The organism is Rubrivirga aquatilis (assembly GCF_046845665.1).
GTDB lineage: Bacteria > Bacteroidota > Rhodothermia > Rhodothermales > Rubricoccaceae > Rubrivirga.
The window spans coordinates 1,941,904-1,957,664 of the sequence record NZ_CP177355.1 but is presented as its reverse complement, the minus strand read 5'-3'; the positions used below and the strand labels follow the sequence as shown (position 1 = coordinate 1,957,664).

The window sequence follows — 15,761 nt, the reverse complement described above, 5'->3', positions numbered from 1 at the left end:
CTTACTCGATCCCGTCCGGCGGGTAGTCGTGCGGGTCGAACTCGGGTGCGGGGTACTGCGGGTCGATCCGCTCCAGCGTGTCGAGCAGGATCTGGCTCACGACGAGGTCGCGGTACCACCGCGTCTCGGCCGGGACCACGTACCACGGTGCCGCCTCCGTGCTCGTGCGTTCGATGGCCGTGTCGAAGGCGGCCATGTAGTCGTCCCAGAGCTCGCGCTCGACCAAGTCGTCGGGGTTGAACTTCCAGTGCTTGTCGGACCGCTCCAGCCGACGCCGGAAGCGTTCGAGCTGATAGTCGGGCGAGATGTGGAGCATCACCTTGACGACGCGCGTGCCCGAATCCGCCAGCAGCGCCTCGAAGTTGCGGATGTGGCCGTAGCGCCGCTCGATGGTCTCCGGCGACGCCCACTCGTGAACCTTGACGATCAGCACGTCCTCGTAGTGCGACCGGTTGAAGACGCGGATCATGCCCGCGCGGGGCGCCTTGTGATGGACGCGCCACAGGAAGTCGTGCGCCTTCTCCAGATCCGTCGGCGCCTTGAAGCTGGCGACGCGCACGCCCTGCGGGTTGAGGGCGCCGAAGACGTGTTTCGTGGTCGAGTCTTTCCCGCCGGCGTCCATCGCCTGGAGCACGAACAGCACGGAGTTCTCGCCCTCCGCGTAAAGGCGCTCTTGCAGCTCGCGCAGGCGCTCGACGTTCTCCTTCAACTGCTCGCGTGCAGCGTCTTCGTCGAGCCCGCCGTCGTCGTCGGTGGAGCGGTCGGCGAGGTTGACGGGTTCGCCGGGGGCGATGCGATAAGGGCCGGTCATCGGAGGGCGGGTGTCGGTCGGAGACCGGAGAGTACCGCGAACCAACGACCTGGTCCCTGATCCGCTAGACTCTGTGTGATGGATCGGATCGAAGCCGAACGTGCCCCTGCCGCGTCGCGCGCCTTGCGAGACGCGGCGGGGCCACGCGCAGGCCGATGCGGTTCCGTCAAGCCGAGCCTAGCGTCCGAAGAGCTTCCCGAGGGCGGCCTGCCCGGCCTGCGCCAGCAGGTCGTCCTGGATGGAGCCGTCGCCGTCGCGGTCGAGGAACCCGGAGAGCGCGCCGAGGACCCCGGACGGGGCGGCCTGGCGCGCGCGCGTGGCGTCCTCACCCAGGATGCCCGACAAGCCCGCCTCGTCGAGGCCGGACTGCCGCTTGCGCTTGCCGAGCGCCGCCATCACGATGGGCGCCAGAATGGGCAGCAGCTTGGCGACTTGCGCCATGTCGAGCCCGGAGGCCTTGGCGACGCCCTGCTCGACGGTCGACCGCTGGCCGCCCAGGATGTGGCCCAGGATGCCGCCGCCGTCGGCCTGCTTGCCCGAGACCTGCCCGGCCAAGAAGCCACCGAGGTGGTCGAGAAGCGAGCCGTCGTGGTCGCGGTCCAAGGCGCTCGCGAGCGCGCCGGCGCCCGACGTCGTGTTGGTCTGGCGGTTGAGCGCGGTCAGGATGGCCGGAAGCGCGGCGGCCACGGCCGTCTGCGTCTGCCGTTTGTCGGCGCCGATGGCGCCCGCGATCTGGCCGACGTTCTCGCCGCCGATGTGGTCGGCGAGGAGGTCGAGGATGCTGTTCATGTCAGAGAGGGGTCGGGGCGAGGGGGCGGGATGTACCCGGGCGCCGGGCCGGGGTTCGGCGCGTCCACGAGTCGAACGGGCATCCAGCCCCGCAGCGCATTCGACAGGAAGAGCGCGTCGGCGACACGGAGGTCGCCCGCCGTCAGCGTCCGCTCGCCCGCTTCGGGGCGCGTGTCGAGGAGGTAGGCCCGCATCACGCCCGCCAGCCCGCCGGCCGCGAGGGGTGGCGTCCACAGCCGGCCGTCGATCTCGGCCCAAACCGTCGTCCGGGTTCCCTCGATCACGTGCCCCGAGAGGTTGGTCAGGATCGCTTCGTCGGCGCCGTGCTCGCGCGCCCGGGCAGCGCGAGCGGCGTAGTGGTCGCGGGCGGTCGTCTTGTAGACACACCGCCACGTCCCGGCCTCCCACAGCGGCTCGGTGTCGACCCAGACCGTCTCGAAGGGCGCGGACGCCAGCGGGCGGGCTGAGAGGTCGAGGTCGCCGCCGGGGCCGAGCGTCAGGCGCAGGGCCTGCGTCCCCTCCCCTCCTCGACTGGCGACCAGAGCGCGGGCGGCCGCCGGGTCGAGCGGATAGCCGAGCGCCCCCGCGCTGTCCGTCAGCCGGGCGAGATGCCGGTCGAGCAGGGAGACGCGGCCTTCGTCGGCGCGCATCGTCTCCAGAAGGCGGGGCGCGCTCATGCGAGGTCGGTCAACACGCGCCCTTTCAGGAGGCACTCCGCGTACTCGGCGTCGGCACGGCTGTCCCACACCACCCCGCTCCCCACGCCGTAGCGCCCCTCGCCGCCCTGCACGACGGCCGTGCGGATGGCGACGTTGAACGCGGCCGTGCCGTCCGGCGACGCCGTCCCGATGGCCCCACAGTAGACGCCGCGCGGGCTCGGCTCGACGGACCGGATCACCTCCATCGCGCGGCGCTTGGGCGCGCCCGTCACCGATCCGCAGGGGAAGAGCGCGCGGAGCACGTCGCCCAGGCTCGCGTCCGGCCGCACGCGGCCGGTCACGGTCGAGGTCATCTGGGTGACCGTCTCGTAGTGCTCGGCGTGGAAGAGCGTCGGCACCAGGACGCTCCCCGGCTCGGCAATCCGCGACACGTCGTTGCGCAAGAGATCGACGATCATCAGGTTCTCCGCCCGGTCCTTCGGGCTCGCCAGCAGGTCATCGGTGAGGGCGCGGTCGGCGCTCGCGGTGTCGCCGCGCGGCGCGGTCCCCTTCATCGGCCGCGTGGTGACCGTACGACCATCGCCGCCGGGGTCGATGCGGAAGAACAGCTCGGGTGAGACGGAGGCGACCGCGAGCCCGTCGAGGTGGAGAAAGGCGCCATACGCGACCTGCTGGCGGCGGCGGAGCGCGGCGTAGAGCGCGAGCGCGTCGCCGTCGAGCGCGAAGCCGAGCGGCGCCGTCAGGTTGACTTGGTACACATCGCCCGCCCGGATGTGGGCGCGGACGGTGTCGAACGCCGCCCGGTACGTGGCCGCGCTCACCCCGAGCCGCACGTCGGAGACCGCGGACGGACCGGCCGCGCCGAGCGCGTGCGCCAGCGCGTCGGGCGCGACCTCGACCGGCGCGTCGTAGACGCCGAACCAGCCGAGCGGGACGCCGGACACCTGAGGGCCGGGCGCGAGCCCCACGAGCGCGGCTCCGGCCTCGTAGCTCAGAAAACCGGCGACGTGGAGCCCGTCCCCTAGAGACGCGTCGATCCCGTCGAGCAGCGCCTCCACCTCGGCGGGCGTGTCGGCCCGAAGCTGGCGCCGGGCATCCGAAAACAGCCGCGCGCCCCGACGGCCGGAGTCGGCGTCGGGGCGCGGGGCGTCTAAGAGAACGGTCCCGGGGTGGCGGAGGGCGTCGGCGAGCACGGGGTGTAGAGCCCGCGACGGCGCTCCGCGTTCCGCTACCAGTTCATCTGCGTGTCGGTGTGCTCCGGGCCGAGGTCGGTACCGGTGAGGTTCGCCAGCGCCGGCCCGAGGGCGGCACGGAACTCGGTCGCGCGCATCCGCTCCATCACGTCGCCACGCCCGGCGCAGTAGCCGAGCAAAGCGTGGGGCCGCTGCATGTGCTGGAGCGCCTCGCGGACGACCCACTGGTGCCACGGCCGCAGGTCCTGGTCGAACGGCCCGATCAGGCGGGCGTAGAGCCGGTTCGCCGCGCGCTCCACGTCGGCCTCAGACGTCAGCTCCCCCATCTCCAAAAGCCGCTGCAAGCCGCCCCAGATGTACCCCGCCAGAAAGTCGTGCTGGCCGTCGGTGAGGTCGAGGCCGGACTGCGGGCCGGTGTAGCCGAGGTCCGCCAGCGGCGTCTTGATGCAGGCCTCGACGTGCGCGACGGCCTCGCGGATCATGGCTTCGACGTAGGCGGGCGTTTTGGAGTCGCGGGACATGGGGGCGGTGGGATCGGTCGGTGTGGACCGGCCCCCCTTGCATCCGCGCGACCACCCTTCCCGAGCCCCGATCAGTCGCCGGGGATGTCACGCCAGCGTGCCACTGGCGACCTACGCCGCTCGCCGCGGCCAGCCGGACAGGGCCGCCGCCCAGAGTGAGACGAGGCCCCACGCCGTCGGAGCATGGGGCCTCGGCGTGCCGTCCGCACGCGGGCTCAGATGAAGAGGATCTGGGTTCCCTCCCCCTCCGCCAGTGCGTACATGTCGCCGACGGTGATGATGCCCCGGACCTCGTCGATCAAGTCGTCCTTGCCGAGGTGGAACATGTCGGCGGCCAGCTTGCAGGCGTAGATCTCGCCGCCGCTGGCGTCGATGATCTCCATGAACTCCGAGACGGGCGGGATGTCGAGGGCGTCCATCTCGCGGCGCATCATCGCCGAGGCGAGCGCCTCGAAGCCGGGCAGCCCGCCGACCATCGTGGGCAGCTTCTGCATGAACGCCGGGTTGCCGACGGTCGCCGTGTGGAGGTGGTCTTGGCGGCCCTTCCGGATGGCCTCCAGGCCGAAGAAGGTGAAGAACATCTTGGCCTTCTTGCCTTCCATCAGGGCGCCATTCGCCATGATGAGCCCCGCGTAGACGTCTTCGAGCGTGCCGCGCGCGCAGATGATGAGCACCTGCCGGACGGGGTGCGGGGGGGTGGGGACGGTCAGGGCCGCCGCGTTCGGAGTCAGTTCCATGGGTGGTTGGGTCTGGGAGGCAGGGGCTAGACGCAGCTCGTCGGCTTGGGAATGCCCGCACACTTGCTCGACACCTTCAGCGGGCCTCCGGGGAAGAGCGCGTAGAACGTCTTGATGTCGACGACCCCGGACTTCCCGATCCGGCGAATCGTCAGCGGCGTGCCCTCGGCGTGCTTTTCGCGCAGGTACTGTAGCACCTCAACATGGCGGTCGGTGAGCGTGAGCCCATGGGCGGCGGCCATCTCGTGGGCGAGGTCCAGCGACCACTGCGAGGCGTCCAAGAGGTAGCCCTCCGGGTTGACGTCGACGGTGGCGGCGGTGAATGTCTGGGTCATGGGAATGCGGGTGTCGGGGGGGGTCAGGGGGGAGGTAGGTCAGGCGGGCTCGGCGACCGGTTCATCGACGACCTTGCCGGCCATCGAGAGCTCGGACGAGACGGGCAGCTCCTTCCCGGTCAGCAGGAGGTGCCAGTAGACCCACTTGAAGGCCAGCTTGCCGAGGTGGTTGAGGCGGGTCTCTCCCAACAGGCTCATCGGGCCGATCACGGGGAGCGGGAAGCGGCCGGGCAGCGGCTCCGTGTCGTAGTTGAAGTCGATGAGCGTGGCCTTGCCGTGGCCGGTCTCGATAAAGCAGTTGGCGTGGCCGTCGAACGAGGCGACTAGCGGCTCGCCCGCGATAAAGGACAGGACGTTCTCCGTCAGCACCTCGGCCTCGAAGTGGGCGACTGACCCGGCCTTGGAAGTCGGGAGGTTGGTGGCGTCGCCGAGCACGAACACGTTGTTGGCGGCCTTGGCCTGGAGCGTGTGCCGGTCGGTGGGGATGTAGCGCAGGTCGTCGTCGTCGCCGAGCCCGCTGGCCTCCACCCAGGCCGCGCCCATGTTGACGGGGACCGAGACCAGCAAATCGAACGCCTCCTCGCGACCGTCGTAGGCGACGAGCGTCTTGCGCTCGGAGTCGACGCATTCGAGGTAAAAGTCAGGGACGACGGTGATCTGCTTTTCCTTCAACAGGCGGCTCAGCATCTCGGTCGCCTTGGGCTTGGTAAAGGCGCCCGCGAGTGGCGTCGCGTAGACGATCTCGACCCGGTCGCGCAGTCCGCGCTCTTCGAGGTAGGCGTCGGCCAGGAAGGCAAACTCGAGCGGGGCGACGGGGCACTTGAAGACGCTCTCGGCCAAGTTGATGACAAGTCGGCCGCCTTCCCACGTCTCCAGCCGGTCGCGCAGGGCGACAGCACCGTCCAGCGTGTAGAAGTCGAAGGCGTCGCGGTACCAGAGATCGCTCACCAGGCCCGGCGTCTCTTCCGGGTACGGCGCCGTCCCGGTGGCCACGATGAGCACGTCGTAGTCCAGCGACTGCCCGCCCGCCAGCGCCACGGTCTGGGCCTCGACGTCGACCCGGTCGATCTCGCCAACCACGAACTCGATGCCGCCGGGGAAAAAGTCCTGCCGGGAGCGGACGACCTGCTCGGGCGTGTACTCGCCAAAGGGGATGAATAGCAGGCCCGGCTGGTAGAGATGCTGGTCGTCGCGGTCGACGATGGTGAGGCGCCACTCGTCGGGCGGGAGCGCGCGGCGGAGCTTGTTGAGCATCATGGTGCCGGCGGTGCCGGCGCCGAGCAAGACGAGGGAGCGCATGGGGGTGCGGGGAGCGGGTGTCCCCACGGTATCCCGCACGCGGGCCGGCCCTCGACAGCGCGCGCCCGTCTCTGGGGCGGGGCCCGGCCGCACACGCGAGCCGCCGCGTAGGCCACACCACTACACAACCCTAAAGTTGTACCAAGAGCGGCTTGGTACTCGGCGATCGCAGCTGCGTCCTTCAACGTCCGCATCTCCGCGACCTCGGTGGCCGGCAGGGTCTCACGACCCGTCTCGGACACCTCGCGGCCGACCGTCGTAAAGCGGGTCCACGGCCCGTCGAACGCCTCTCGGTAGAGGCGGACCTCGAAGACGCCCTCGTTGTCGCTGATCTCGGTGGTGTTCTCAATGGCCCGGTACCTCGCCTGCACCTTGAGCGTGACCGAGGTCGGGTTGTGCCAATACATCTCCTCGCCGGTGAGCACCGTCAGCTCCCGGTCGGCGTCGCGCGTTCGGTGGGTGTAGACGGACGCCGGGTCCGTCATCAGGACCGCTTCCACCTCTTCCGCGCTCGGGTCCGGGATCCCGAAGTAGCGCCAGTCGCCGGTGCGGTAGCGGTCGTATTGGTAAGTCGAGCCGTGGGACTGGTAGACCACGTCGCCGTAGCTCTCGATCTCGACGCCCGGCATCTCATCGTACGGCCTGCGCGTGGTGATGGAGTGGATGAACTCCAGACGCCGCCGTTGAGCTGGCGCGAGCCGTTGCCGCGCAGAACGACCGAGGTGGCCGCGGGCTCGACCTGCGCCCGCACGTCGGCGCGGATGCGAGACTCGGACGGCGGGGTCTGCGCTGAAGCGACCGGGGCGAGCAGGAGGATGGTGAGGACGGCGAGGAGCAAGCGGACGGTCATGGCGGGGGAGGCGAGTGCCTCCCTCCGTGCGACGACCGGCCCCGCCAGGGGTCACGCCCCGCTACATGTTGCGGCGGTACTGCCCGCCGACCTCGAAGAGCCTACGCGGCCGGGTCGAGGGGCGCCGCCGCCAGCCCCGCCACCAGTCGCTCGACCTCGGCGGTGCTGCGGAACGTGCCGGTGACCCCCTCCCACTCGTTTCCCGAGGCCGAGGTGTCCGTCGAGTACACCCAGGGTTCGGCGTCGGGGGGCAGCAGGGTGCAGACCTCCTCGTGTGTGAGGCCGAAGGCCCGTGCGACCCGGTGCGTGTACGCGTTGTACCGGAGGGCGCCGGTCTCGCTCTCCGAGGTCACGATGTTGAGCATCGCCATCCACTTTCCCCGCTGCCCGAAGGTCACCATAGTTTTGCCGGCCCCCGGCCGGTACCACCGCGACAACGTGTCGACCAGGGTATCAAAGACGTCGGCCACGCCAAACCGCTCGGCGACCTCCCGGTGGTCTTCGAGCGTCGCCGAGCGCCGACGCTTGCTCCCGGACCTCCGGACGGTCCGGTCCTCGACCGCGTCGGGCTCGATAAGGTGCGTCCGCGCCAAGAACTCCCCGCCGTCGGGCGTCCGGAAATAGTTGAACGTGACCGCGTTGATGCTCACCCCGTGCGTCTCCGAGAGGTACCGCAGGATCCGCTCCGAGCGGGGGTCCACCTCGCTGGCGACGACCAGCATGTGGTGCTCGGTGTTGAGGACTTCCGGGAGGTCGGTGTCGAAGCGAGCCCGGAAGGCGGACTCCAGCGTGCCCTCTCCCCCGAGCGTGCGGTCCCCGATTTCGACCACCTGCTCGTACGAGAGGCCTCCCGCCCAGGCCGCGTAGTCGAGCATCTGCGCCACCACGTCACGCGGCGTCTTGCCGCGCTTGAGTTCGACGACCACGACGTCGCCCCGGCCGTCGAGGCAGAGCAAGTCGAGAATGCCGCCGCCGTCGGTGTCGAGCTGGCGGCCGATGACCAGAAGGTCGTCCGACAAGACGCTCACGTCGGAGTCCATCCAGTCCTCCAGCCGCGACTCCAGGTCGACGGTCTGGCGAGGGACTTCGGAGAGGGCGTCGCCGTCGACGCCCCAGATGCGGATCGCGTCGGCCATGGCTACATGTTCCGCCGGTACTGCCCGCCGACCTCGAAGAGGGCCGCCGTGATCTGGCCGAGCGTCGCCACCCGTACCGTGTCGAGGAGCGCCTCGAACACATTCCCGCCCGTCCGGGCGACGCGCTGAAGCTCCGCGAGCGCGGCCGGCGCGGCATCCGAGTGTCGGCGGTGGAAGCGGGCGACGCCGTCGAGCTGGCGCTGCTTCTCGGCGTCCGTCCCGCGCATGAGCTCCACCTCGGTCGTCGTCTCGGCGCCCTCCGGCGGCAGGAACGTGTTGACGCCCACGACCGGCAGCTCGCCCGAGTGCTTGCGGTGCTCGTACAGCATCGACTCTTGCTGGATCTTGCCGCGCTGGTACATGGACTCCATCGCGCCGAGCACGCCGCCGCGGTCCGAGATTCGCTCAAACTCGCGGAGCACGGCTTCCTCCACGAGGTCCGTCAACTCGTCGATGATGTAGGCGCCCTGGATCGGGTTCTCGTTCTGCGCCAGCCCCAGCTCGCGGTTGATGATGAGCTGAATCGCCATCGCGCGGCGGACGCTCTCCTCCGTCGGCGTCGTAATCGCCTCGTCGTAAGCGTTGGTGTGCAACGAGTTGCAGTTGTCGTAGATCGCCAGCAGCGCTTGAAGCGTCGTCCGGATGTCGTTGAACTGGATCTCCTGCGCGTGTAGGCTCCGGCCGCTCGTCTGGACGTGGTACTTCAGCTTCTGGCTCCGCTCCGAGGCTCCGTACAGCTCGCGCATCGCCACCGACCAGATCCGCCGGGCGACGCGGCCGATGACGGCGTACTCGGCGTCCATCCCGTTCGAAAAGAAGAACGACAGGTTGGGCGCGAAGGCGTCGATGTCCATCCCCCGCGCCCGGTAGGCCTCGACATACGTGAACCCGTTGGCGAGCGTGAACGCGAGCTGCGAGATCGGATTGGCGCCGGCCTCGGCGATGTGGTAGCCCGAGATCGAGACCGAGTAGAAGTTGCGGACGCCGTCCTCGATAAACTGCGCCTGCATGTCGGCCATGCAGCGGAGCGAAAACTCGGTCGAGAAGATGCAGGTGTTCTGGGCCTGGTCTTCCTTCAGGATGTCGGCCTGCACGGTTCCGCGGACGGACTGGAGCGCCCGCTGGCAGATCGAATGGTACTCGTCGTCGGTGAGGAGGCCCCACGCCGCCAGCTCGGCGCCGGACGTGCCAAGCAGGCCGAGTCCGGTCCCGTCGTGGCCCTCGGGTAGGCCGTCGTCCTCATACGGGACGTAGACCGGGCGGTCGTCGCCCAACTCCTCCGCGATCCGAGCCGACGCCGCGTCCCACCGGCCCTCGGCCTTGAGGAACGCCTCGACCTGCTGGTCGACGGCCGTGTTGAAGAACATGGCCAGGATCGCCGGGGCGGGCCCGTTGATCGTCATCGAGACCGACGTCGTCGGGGCGCACAGGTCGAAGCCGGAGTACAGCTTCTTCATGTCGTCCAGGCTGGCGACCGAGACGCCCGACGTGCCCACCTTGCCCCAGATGTCGGGCCGGCGGTCGGGGTCGCGGCCGTAGAGCGTGACGCTGTCGAAGGCCGTGCTCAGGCGCTTGGCGGGCAGGCCGGTGCTGACGAGGTGGAACCGCTTGTTGGTCCGCTCCGGCGTGCCCTCACCGGCGAACATCCGGGTCGGGTCCTCGCCCTCGCGCTTGAGCGGGAAGACGCCGGCCGTGAAGGGGAAGTGGCCGGGCAGGTTTTCCAACAGCGCGTACCGCAGGCGCTCGCCGGGGTCCTCGGTCCGGGGCAGCGCCACGCGGGGGATCTTGGTGCCCGAGAGCGTCTCGCGCGTCAGCGGCTGGCGGATGTCCTTCCCGCGGACCGAGTAGACGAGCTCGTCGCCGCCGTACTGCGCGGCGACGGCGTCCCAGTTGTCCAAGATCGAGCGCGAGCGGGGGTCGAGGCGCGAGCGCCAGTGCGCGGCCATCTCGTCGAGCCGTCCCGCGAGCTGCTCGCGGTCGTCGGGTGCCCAGGCGTCGACCTGGGCGCGCGCTCCGACGGCCTGGCCCCACTTGCGGGCCGTCGCGACTTCGGCCTCGGCCCAGGCGCGGTAGTCGCGCGCCGCGTCGGCGATCTCGGCGAGGTAGCGCTGGCGCGCGGGCGGGATGACGGCCAGCTTGGCGGGGTCGAGCTCGGGGAGCGTGGCGGCGTCGAACAGCGACGACGTTCGGTCGAATCCGTGAGGACCAAGCTGCTCCAAGACAGCGAGATACAGCGCCGAGACGCCGGGATCGTTGAACTGCGCTGCCATCGTCGGATACACGGGCATCGCGTCCGGCGACTCGGCAAAGGCGCCCCGGTTGCGCTGGACCTGCTTGCGCACGTCGCGGAGCGCGTCCTGCGCGCCGCGCTTCTCGAACTTGTTGAGGGCCACGAGGTCCGCCACGTCCAGCATCCCGATCTTTTCGAGCTGCGTCGGGGCCCCGAAGTCGCTCGTCATCACGTAGAGCGAGACGTCCACGAGCTCGGCCACCTCGGTGTCGGACTGGCCGATGCCGGCGGTCTCGACGATGACGAGACTGAAGCCCGCCGCGCGGCACACGTCGACGGCTTGGGCCAGCGCGCCGGAGGTGGCCCGGTGCGCCTGGCGCGTGGCGAACGAGCGCATGTAGACGCGGTCGGCGTGCTCGCCATAGAGGCTGTTCATCCGGATCCGGTCGCCGAGCAGCGCCCCGCCCGTGCTCCGCCGCGTGGGGTCGACGGACAGCACGGCGATCGTGGCGTCGTCGAAGTCGTTCAAAAAGCGGCGGACCAGTTCGTCGGTCAGCGTCGACTTGCCCGCGCCGCCGGTCCCGGTGATGCCGAGCACCGGCGACCGGCGATCGGGGATCGGCGACCGGGGGGCGAGGGACGGGGCGCCATCGCCAGCGTGCCGGTCCGAGCGCTGCTCCACGGCGGTGAGAGCCCGCGCGACGGTCTGCACGTCCGACGCCGAGGCGACCGCCAGGGTCTCGCCCGACTCCCCGATGGCCGATGGCCGGTCGCCTATCGCCTCCAGCGGGTCGAAGTCGCACGCCCGCACCATCGACTCGATCATGCCTTCGAGCCCCATCCGCATCCCGTCCTCTGGCGAGAAGATCTTGGCGACGCCGTACGCCTCCAACTCCGCGATCTCGTCGGCCACGATCACGCCGCCGCCGCCGCCGAAGACCTGGACGTGGCCCGCGCCCCGCTCGCGGAGCAGGTCCACCATGTAGGTGAAGTACTCGACGTGGCCGCCCTGGTACGACGAGATCGCGATGCCCTGGGCGTCCTCCTCGATGGCCGTCCGCACCACGTCGTCGACCGAGCGGTCGTGGCCGAGGTGGATCACCTCGACGCCCTGCGCCTGCAGGATCCGCCGCATGATGTTGATCGCCGCGTCGTGGCCGTCGAAGAGGGCGGCGGCGGTGACGAAGCGGACGGGGTGCTCGGGCGTGTAGGGCATGGTCGGTCGATTGGAAGCGCTTTCGGAAGGTAGAGGGATTGGCCCTGGATCTCGGTGAACGCGACGGGAAGCGGGGCGTTCGATGGGGGCACGAGAGCGCCCGCCATGCGCCGGATCGCCACCCTGCTCGTCGTCCTGGCCGCCGGCTGTGCGCCGGTGCTGCCCGACGACGCCCCGGCCGAGACGAGGCACGATCTGGTCCGCGCCCTGCTCGCGCACGGGTGGACGACCGAGCCCCTGCAAGCGGTCCGCCCCCAAGGCGTCGTCGGCGAGGGGACGGCGTACATCGTCGAAGGCCGAACGGTCGTCGTCTACGACTACGCCTCGGCCGCCCAGGCCGCGCGTGCGGTCGACCGCGACGCGGTCTTGTTGCGCCAGCGGGCGGCGGGCCAGGGCGTCCGCGTTTTCCGCCGCCCGACGATGGTCGTCTTGACGGTCGGCCGCGAGCGGACGGCGTTCGACCTTCAGCTGGAGCGGATGCTGAAGGGGCCGCTGCTGGCGGCGCAGCGCTGAGAGCAGGAGGAGGCCGCGGGGACGCACGGCGGAGGAGCGGTGGAGCCTTGGAGGAGACGGCTGAGCGGGGCAACGGATGCCGCTAGCCACTGGTTGTTGCGACAATCAATCCATCCTCCTCTCTCCCCAATGACCCTCTCCGACCAACTCGCCGCCGCCAACTCGGCCACTCGAGCCCAGCTCCCGGCCCCCGCTCTCGCCGTCATCGACCGTGCGACGGCCACCCTCACCGCGGCTGACCCGACGGCCGGCGCCGTGTCGGTCGGCGACCTCGCACCCTCGTTCGAACTGCCCAACGCCATCGGCCAGACCGTCCGCCTGGCCGACTTGCTCGCTCAGGGTCCCGTCGTGCTGACGTTTTACCGGGGCGGCTGGTGCCCGTACTGCAGCCTGGAGCTGAAGGCGCTCCAGAACGCGCTCCCCGCCATCACCGAAGCGGGCGCCCGCCTCGTCGCCATCTCCCCGCAGACGCCCGACGCGACGCTCTCGACCACCGAGAAAAAGGCGCTCACGTTCGACGTGCTCAGCGACGTCGGCAACGTCATCGCCCGGGAGTACGGGCTCGTCTTCGAGGTCCCTGCCGATCTCGTCGAGGCGTACCAGGGCTTCGGGATCGACCTCGAGGCCGCCAACGGCGACGGTACCCATGAGCTGCCCATGCCGGCCACGTTCGTGATCGACATCGACGGCACGGTCCGCTACGCCTTCGTCGACCCCGACTACACAAAGCGGGCCGAGCCAGCCGACGTGCTCGCCGCGCTCGACTCGCTTTCCGTCGCCGTGTAACGGGCGAGGCGGATTCTCTAGAGGGGTCGCGACCGAGTCGCGGCCCCTCTTTGCGTTTCCGGCAGAGCCGGAACGGGAGCATCGCCGGTTTGTTTGTCGCAACAAGCAACCACTCTTCTCATGCTCCTCTCCCCCATCGCCGTCGGCGCCCTTGCCGCCCCCAACCGCGTCGTGCTCGCCCCGCTCACGCGGAGCCGTCACGAGGACGAGATCCCGACCGCCCTCGCGCCGACGTACTACGCCCAGCGCGCCAGCGCCGGCCTGGTGATCGCGGAGGCGTCTCAGATCTCACCCCGCGGCCAGGGCTACCCCCAGACGCCCGGCATCTACAATGACGCCCAGGTCGCCAGCTGGCGCGAGGTGACCGACTTGGTGCACGCCGTCGGCGGGCGGATTGTGCTTCAGCTGTGGCACGTCGGCCGCGTGTCGCACTCGTTGTACCACGACGGCGCCCTCCCGGTCGCCCCCTCGGCCCTCCCGGCCGAAGGCAAGGCGATGACGCCGGACTTCCAGTTCGTCGAGTTCGAGACGCCCCACGCGCTCACCACCGACGAGATCGCCGAGACGGTCGCCGACTACGGCCGCGCCGCGCGTCGCGCCAAGGACGCCGGGTTCGACGGCGTCGAGATCCACGCCGCCAATGGGTACCTCTTGGAGCAGTTCCTCTCGTCGGGCTCCAACCAGCGGACCGATGGCTACGGCGGGTCCGTCGAAAACCGCCTCCGCATCGTGCGCGAGGTGACCGACGCCGTGCTGGCGGAGTGGCCCGCCGACCGCGTCGGCGCCCGCATCTCGTTCGGCCAGGGCACGAACGGCGTGACGGACGAGAATCCCCAGGAGACGTTCGCAGCGGTCGCCGAGCTGTTCGGCGAGGCCGGGCTGGCGTACCTCCACGGCATCCGCGTCGGCCCAGACGCCGGCTACGACGCCGTCCAGCTCATGCGCGACCACTTCCCGGGCGCCGTCATCGCGAATGGCGGGTACGACCGTGAGAGCGGCGAGGCCGAGCTCGCGCGCGGCGCGGCCGACCTGATCTGCTACGGCCGCCCGTTCCTCGCCAACCCGGACCTTCCGCTCCGCTTCGCCGCCCAAGAGGCTGGCCTCGACGCCCCACTTAACGAGCCCGAGCCGAGCACGTTCTACGGTGGCGGCGCCGAGGGCTACACGGACTACCCGATGTGGGATGGGCATCAGGTCGAGGAGCCCGCGCTCGCTCAGGCCGCCTGAGCCGACCCGTCCGACGGACATTCCGAGGCCGCCGCTCCCGCCCGGGGCGGAGGCCCTTTTTTGTGGCGCGCTCAGTCGTCCTCGATCCGCGAGTGCCCCTCTGGACACGTCCCGACCGTGTGCTCGTATCAGCCGGGGTGGCCATCGGCGTAGGCCACGTCCGTCGTCCAGTGTCGCTGACAGTAGGAGGCGCAGCACGTCGGCCAGTAGAAGGGCGCCCACAAGGCGTTGACCGCGTGCAGCGCCGCAGGGTCGCCCGCCTCCACAGCCGCGCGGACTCGGTGCCCTCCGTTCGAGACGACCTCGCTCAGATCGCTCAGAAAGCCCTCCACCACGAGTCGGGGGCCACCGCCGAGCGCACGTCCGCCCTGGAATGCGACGCCCCCTTGGAACGAGGGACACGGTCGCCGCCACGTCGCCGCAGGTGGCGCACGGGAACGCGGCGACGGCCTGATCCGACGGGCTGGCGCGACGACCCAGCACGAGCAGATCGAAGAGTCGAGACCAGAAGGTCATGACGAGGGGGCGCCGACGCCGTCGAGGAGACGGGCCGTCCTGGCCTCGGCCACCTCCCCGGCATACCGGGAGCGTGCCCGAGGCGGACCGTCACGGCGTGCTCGCTGTCGCCCAGCACGAGGGGCCGCAGGCCTACTCCGGCGCGAGGTACTGAGGCAGGTCGGCGGCGGGGATGACCACCGTGTAGAATCCGTTGGTGACCCACGCCTCGCCCAGCCCCGCCCGCTCCACCAGGCCGTTGAGTAACTGGACGTCGGAGACGCTCGGTGCGGGCACCCCCAGCCGCACGCGGCCGTCCACGGTTTGAATCGTGTGGTTGTGGAGCATCGCCAGGTAGTCCCAGCCCGCGGCCACGTCCCGCTCGACCGCATCGAAGCCGTACACCGCCTTCGGAGGGAACAGCTCGTCGCCCGCCCCGAAGTAAACCCGAAGCAGGGTTCGCCCTCCGACGCGCCTCCGCAGCACGGAGGCCAGGAACTCTGTGGGGTGGTCCAGCTGCGCGTGCCGCGCGTTCTGGGTCGCGAACAGGAGCGCGTCTAGGCACGTCACTGGGCGGAGGGTGCCGGCCTCCGTGCTGTACGCACGCTCGACGTTGTGCAGCTCTCGGCGCCAGCCCTCCTGGCCCCGCCCCACCTCGGGGACGTGCTGCGCCGGCCGAGCGATTGCCGCGCCGGCCGCCTCGATCCGCGCACGGTACTGGACGAAGGCCGAGTCGGACGGCAACCGCGCGCTCGTCCACAGCGTGCTCTCCTCGACTTCCCAGTACTGGAGAACCGCGCCGTCCAGCGCCGTCACGACGGTGGGCATCGACGGGAAGGCGCACCGTTCCGGGGCACCCGACGGGCCGGCCTGGCTCGGCGTGGGCGCCTCCGTCCGGAGTCCGGATGTCGGGCTGCATGCGACCGTCCCCGCCGCAAGGGCGAGCACGGCGAGCACGCGCGCT

General features: G+C 70.4%; 16 protein-coding genes. 3 read left to right on the top strand and 13 right to left on the bottom strand.

Annotated elements, in window-relative coordinates; translation table 11 throughout:
* Position 1: 1 nt before the first annotated feature.
* The 11 genes from ACLII4_RS08410 to ACLII4_RS08360 form a co-directional block, all read right to left on the bottom strand.
* The gene (locus ACLII4_RS08410; RefSeq protein ID WP_412070458.1) at positions 2-811 is read right to left on the bottom strand and encodes a PPK2 family polyphosphate kinase; all 810 of its coding nucleotides are present in this window, start codon (positions 809-811) and stop codon (positions 2-4) included.
* A gap of 177 nt (positions 812-988) precedes the next feature.
* The gene (locus ACLII4_RS08405) at positions 989-1,600 is read right to left on the bottom strand and encodes a DUF937 domain-containing protein (RefSeq protein ID WP_412070457.1); all 612 of its coding nucleotides are present in this window, start codon (positions 1,598-1,600) and stop codon (positions 989-991) included.
* On the bottom strand, positions 1,597-2,277 hold the full coding sequence (locus tag ACLII4_RS08400; RefSeq protein WP_412070456.1) for an aminotransferase class IV: 681 nt from the start codon (positions 2,275-2,277) through the stop codon (positions 1,597-1,599). The genes ACLII4_RS08405 and ACLII4_RS08400 overlap by 4 nt, the downstream gene beginning before the upstream one ends.
* Positions 2,274-3,452 carry an aminodeoxychorismate synthase component I gene (gene pabB / locus ACLII4_RS08395; protein WP_412070455.1) on the bottom strand — a complete coding sequence of 393 codons (1,179 nt, stop codon included), beginning with the start codon at positions 3,450-3,452 and terminating at the stop codon, positions 2,274-2,276. The genes ACLII4_RS08400 and pabB overlap by 4 nt, the downstream gene beginning before the upstream one ends.
* Positions 3,453-3,487: 35 nt before the next feature.
* A complete protein-coding gene (locus ACLII4_RS08390) occupies positions 3,488-3,973 on the bottom strand; it encodes a hypothetical protein (protein WP_412070454.1) in 486 nt (161 codons plus the stop codon).
* Between the two features lie 215 nt (positions 3,974-4,188).
* Positions 4,189-4,710: a DsrE/DsrF/DrsH-like family protein gene (locus tag ACLII4_RS08385; protein ID WP_412070453.1), complete on the bottom strand. Its 522-nt coding sequence runs from the start codon at positions 4,708-4,710 to the stop codon at positions 4,189-4,191.
* Positions 4,711-4,736: 26 nt separating this feature from the next.
* A complete protein-coding gene (locus ACLII4_RS08380; protein WP_412070452.1) occupies positions 4,737-5,045 on the bottom strand; it encodes a TusE/DsrC/DsvC family sulfur relay protein in 309 nt (102 codons plus the stop codon).
* A gap of 39 nt (positions 5,046-5,084) precedes the next feature.
* Positions 5,085-6,344, bottom strand: coding sequence for an NAD(P)/FAD-dependent oxidoreductase (locus ACLII4_RS08375; protein ID WP_412070451.1), 1,260 nt, complete (start codon positions 6,342-6,344; stop codon positions 5,085-5,087).
* Positions 6,299-6,973: a hypothetical protein gene (locus ACLII4_RS08370; RefSeq protein ID WP_412070450.1), complete on the bottom strand. Its 675-nt coding sequence runs from the start codon at positions 6,971-6,973 to the stop codon at positions 6,299-6,301. Before ACLII4_RS08370 ends, ACLII4_RS08375 begins: the two co-directional genes overlap by 46 nt.
* A 322-nt stretch (positions 6,974-7,295) precedes the next feature.
* Entirely contained in the window at positions 7,296-8,330 is a 1,035-nt protein-coding gene (locus tag ACLII4_RS08365; protein ID WP_412070449.1) for a DUF91 domain-containing protein, read from the bottom strand.
* Between the two features lie 2 nt (positions 8,331-8,332).
* Positions 8,333-11,776: a methylmalonyl-CoA mutase family protein gene (locus ACLII4_RS08360; protein ID WP_412070448.1), complete on the bottom strand. Its 3,444-nt coding sequence runs from the start codon at positions 11,774-11,776 to the stop codon at positions 8,333-8,335.
* A 105-nt stretch (positions 11,777-11,881) separates the two neighbouring features.
* Here ACLII4_RS08360 and ACLII4_RS08355 point away from each other — a divergent pair, with 105 nt between their 5' ends.
* The 3 genes from ACLII4_RS08355 to ACLII4_RS08345 all read left to right on the top strand — a co-directional run bounded on the left by ACLII4_RS08355 (position 11,882) and on the right by ACLII4_RS08345 (position 14,302).
* Positions 11,882-12,289 (top strand): hypothetical protein, encoded by a 408-nt coding sequence (locus ACLII4_RS08355; RefSeq protein WP_412070447.1) that lies wholly within the window; start codon positions 11,882-11,884, stop codon positions 12,287-12,289.
* 129 nt (positions 12,290-12,418) lie between these two features.
* A complete protein-coding gene (locus ACLII4_RS08350; protein ID WP_412070446.1) occupies positions 12,419-13,075 on the top strand; it encodes a peroxiredoxin-like family protein in 657 nt (218 codons plus the stop codon).
* 120 nt (positions 13,076-13,195) lie between these two features.
* On the top strand, positions 13,196-14,302 hold the full coding sequence (locus ACLII4_RS08345; RefSeq protein ID WP_412070445.1) for an alkene reductase: 1,107 nt from the start codon (positions 13,196-13,198) through the stop codon (positions 14,300-14,302).
* A 128-nt stretch (positions 14,303-14,430) separates the two neighbouring features.
* Here ACLII4_RS08345 and ACLII4_RS08340 read toward each other — a convergent pair whose 3' ends face one another.
* Both ACLII4_RS08340 and ACLII4_RS08335 read right to left on the bottom strand, forming a co-directional pair.
* Positions 14,431-14,634, bottom strand: a complete 204-nt coding sequence (locus tag ACLII4_RS08340; protein WP_412070444.1) for a hypothetical protein — start codon at positions 14,632-14,634, stop codon at positions 14,431-14,433.
* A 316-nt stretch (positions 14,635-14,950) separates the two neighbouring features.
* Positions 14,951-15,625: a hypothetical protein gene (locus tag ACLII4_RS08335; RefSeq protein WP_412070443.1), complete on the bottom strand. Its 675-nt coding sequence runs from the start codon at positions 15,623-15,625 to the stop codon at positions 14,951-14,953.
* Positions 15,626-15,761 lie beyond the last annotated feature (136 nt).

Coding starts and splice junctions, on each gene's coding strand:
- ACLII4_RS08345 (WP_412070445.1), top strand. CDS start 13,196: ATGCTCCTCTCCCCCATCGCCGTCGGCGCCCTTGCCGCCCCCAACCGC.
- ACLII4_RS08350 (WP_412070446.1), top strand. CDS start 12,419: ATGACCCTCTCCGACCAACTCGCCGCCGCCAACTCGGCCACTCGAGCC.
- ACLII4_RS08410 (WP_412070458.1), bottom strand. CDS start 811: ATGACCGGCCCTTATCGCATCGCCCCCGGCGAACCCGTCAACCTCGCC.
- ACLII4_RS08405 (WP_412070457.1), bottom strand. CDS start 1,600: ATGAACAGCATCCTCGACCTCCTCGCCGACCACATCGGCGGCGAGAAC.
- ACLII4_RS08385 (WP_412070453.1), bottom strand. CDS start 4,710: ATGGAACTGACTCCGAACGCGGCGGCCCTGACCGTCCCCACCCCCCCG.
- ACLII4_RS08335 (WP_412070443.1), bottom strand. CDS start 15,625: ATGCCCACCGTCGTGACGGCGCTGGACGGCGCGGTTCTCCAGTACTGG.
- ACLII4_RS08400 (WP_412070456.1), bottom strand. CDS start 2,277: ATGAGCGCGCCCCGCCTTCTGGAGACGATGCGCGCCGACGAAGGCCGC.
- ACLII4_RS08365 (WP_412070449.1), bottom strand. CDS start 8,330: ATGGCCGACGCGATCCGCATCTGGGGCGTCGACGGCGACGCCCTCTCC.
- ACLII4_RS08360 (WP_412070448.1), bottom strand. CDS start 11,776: ATGCCCTACACGCCCGAGCACCCCGTCCGCTTCGTCACCGCCGCCGCC.
- ACLII4_RS08375 (WP_412070451.1), bottom strand. CDS start 6,344: ATGCGCTCCCTCGTCTTGCTCGGCGCCGGCACCGCCGGCACCATGATG.
- ACLII4_RS08355 (WP_412070447.1), top strand. CDS start 11,882: ATGCGCCGGATCGCCACCCTGCTCGTCGTCCTGGCCGCCGGCTGTGCG.
- ACLII4_RS08370 (WP_412070450.1), bottom strand. CDS start 6,973: ATGCCGGGCGTCGAGATCGAGAGCTACGGCGACGTGGTCTACCAGTCC.
- ACLII4_RS08380 (WP_412070452.1), bottom strand. CDS start 5,045: ATGACCCAGACATTCACCGCCGCCACCGTCGACGTCAACCCGGAGGGC.
- ACLII4_RS08390 (WP_412070454.1), bottom strand. CDS start 3,973: ATGTCCCGCGACTCCAAAACGCCCGCCTACGTCGAAGCCATGATCCGC.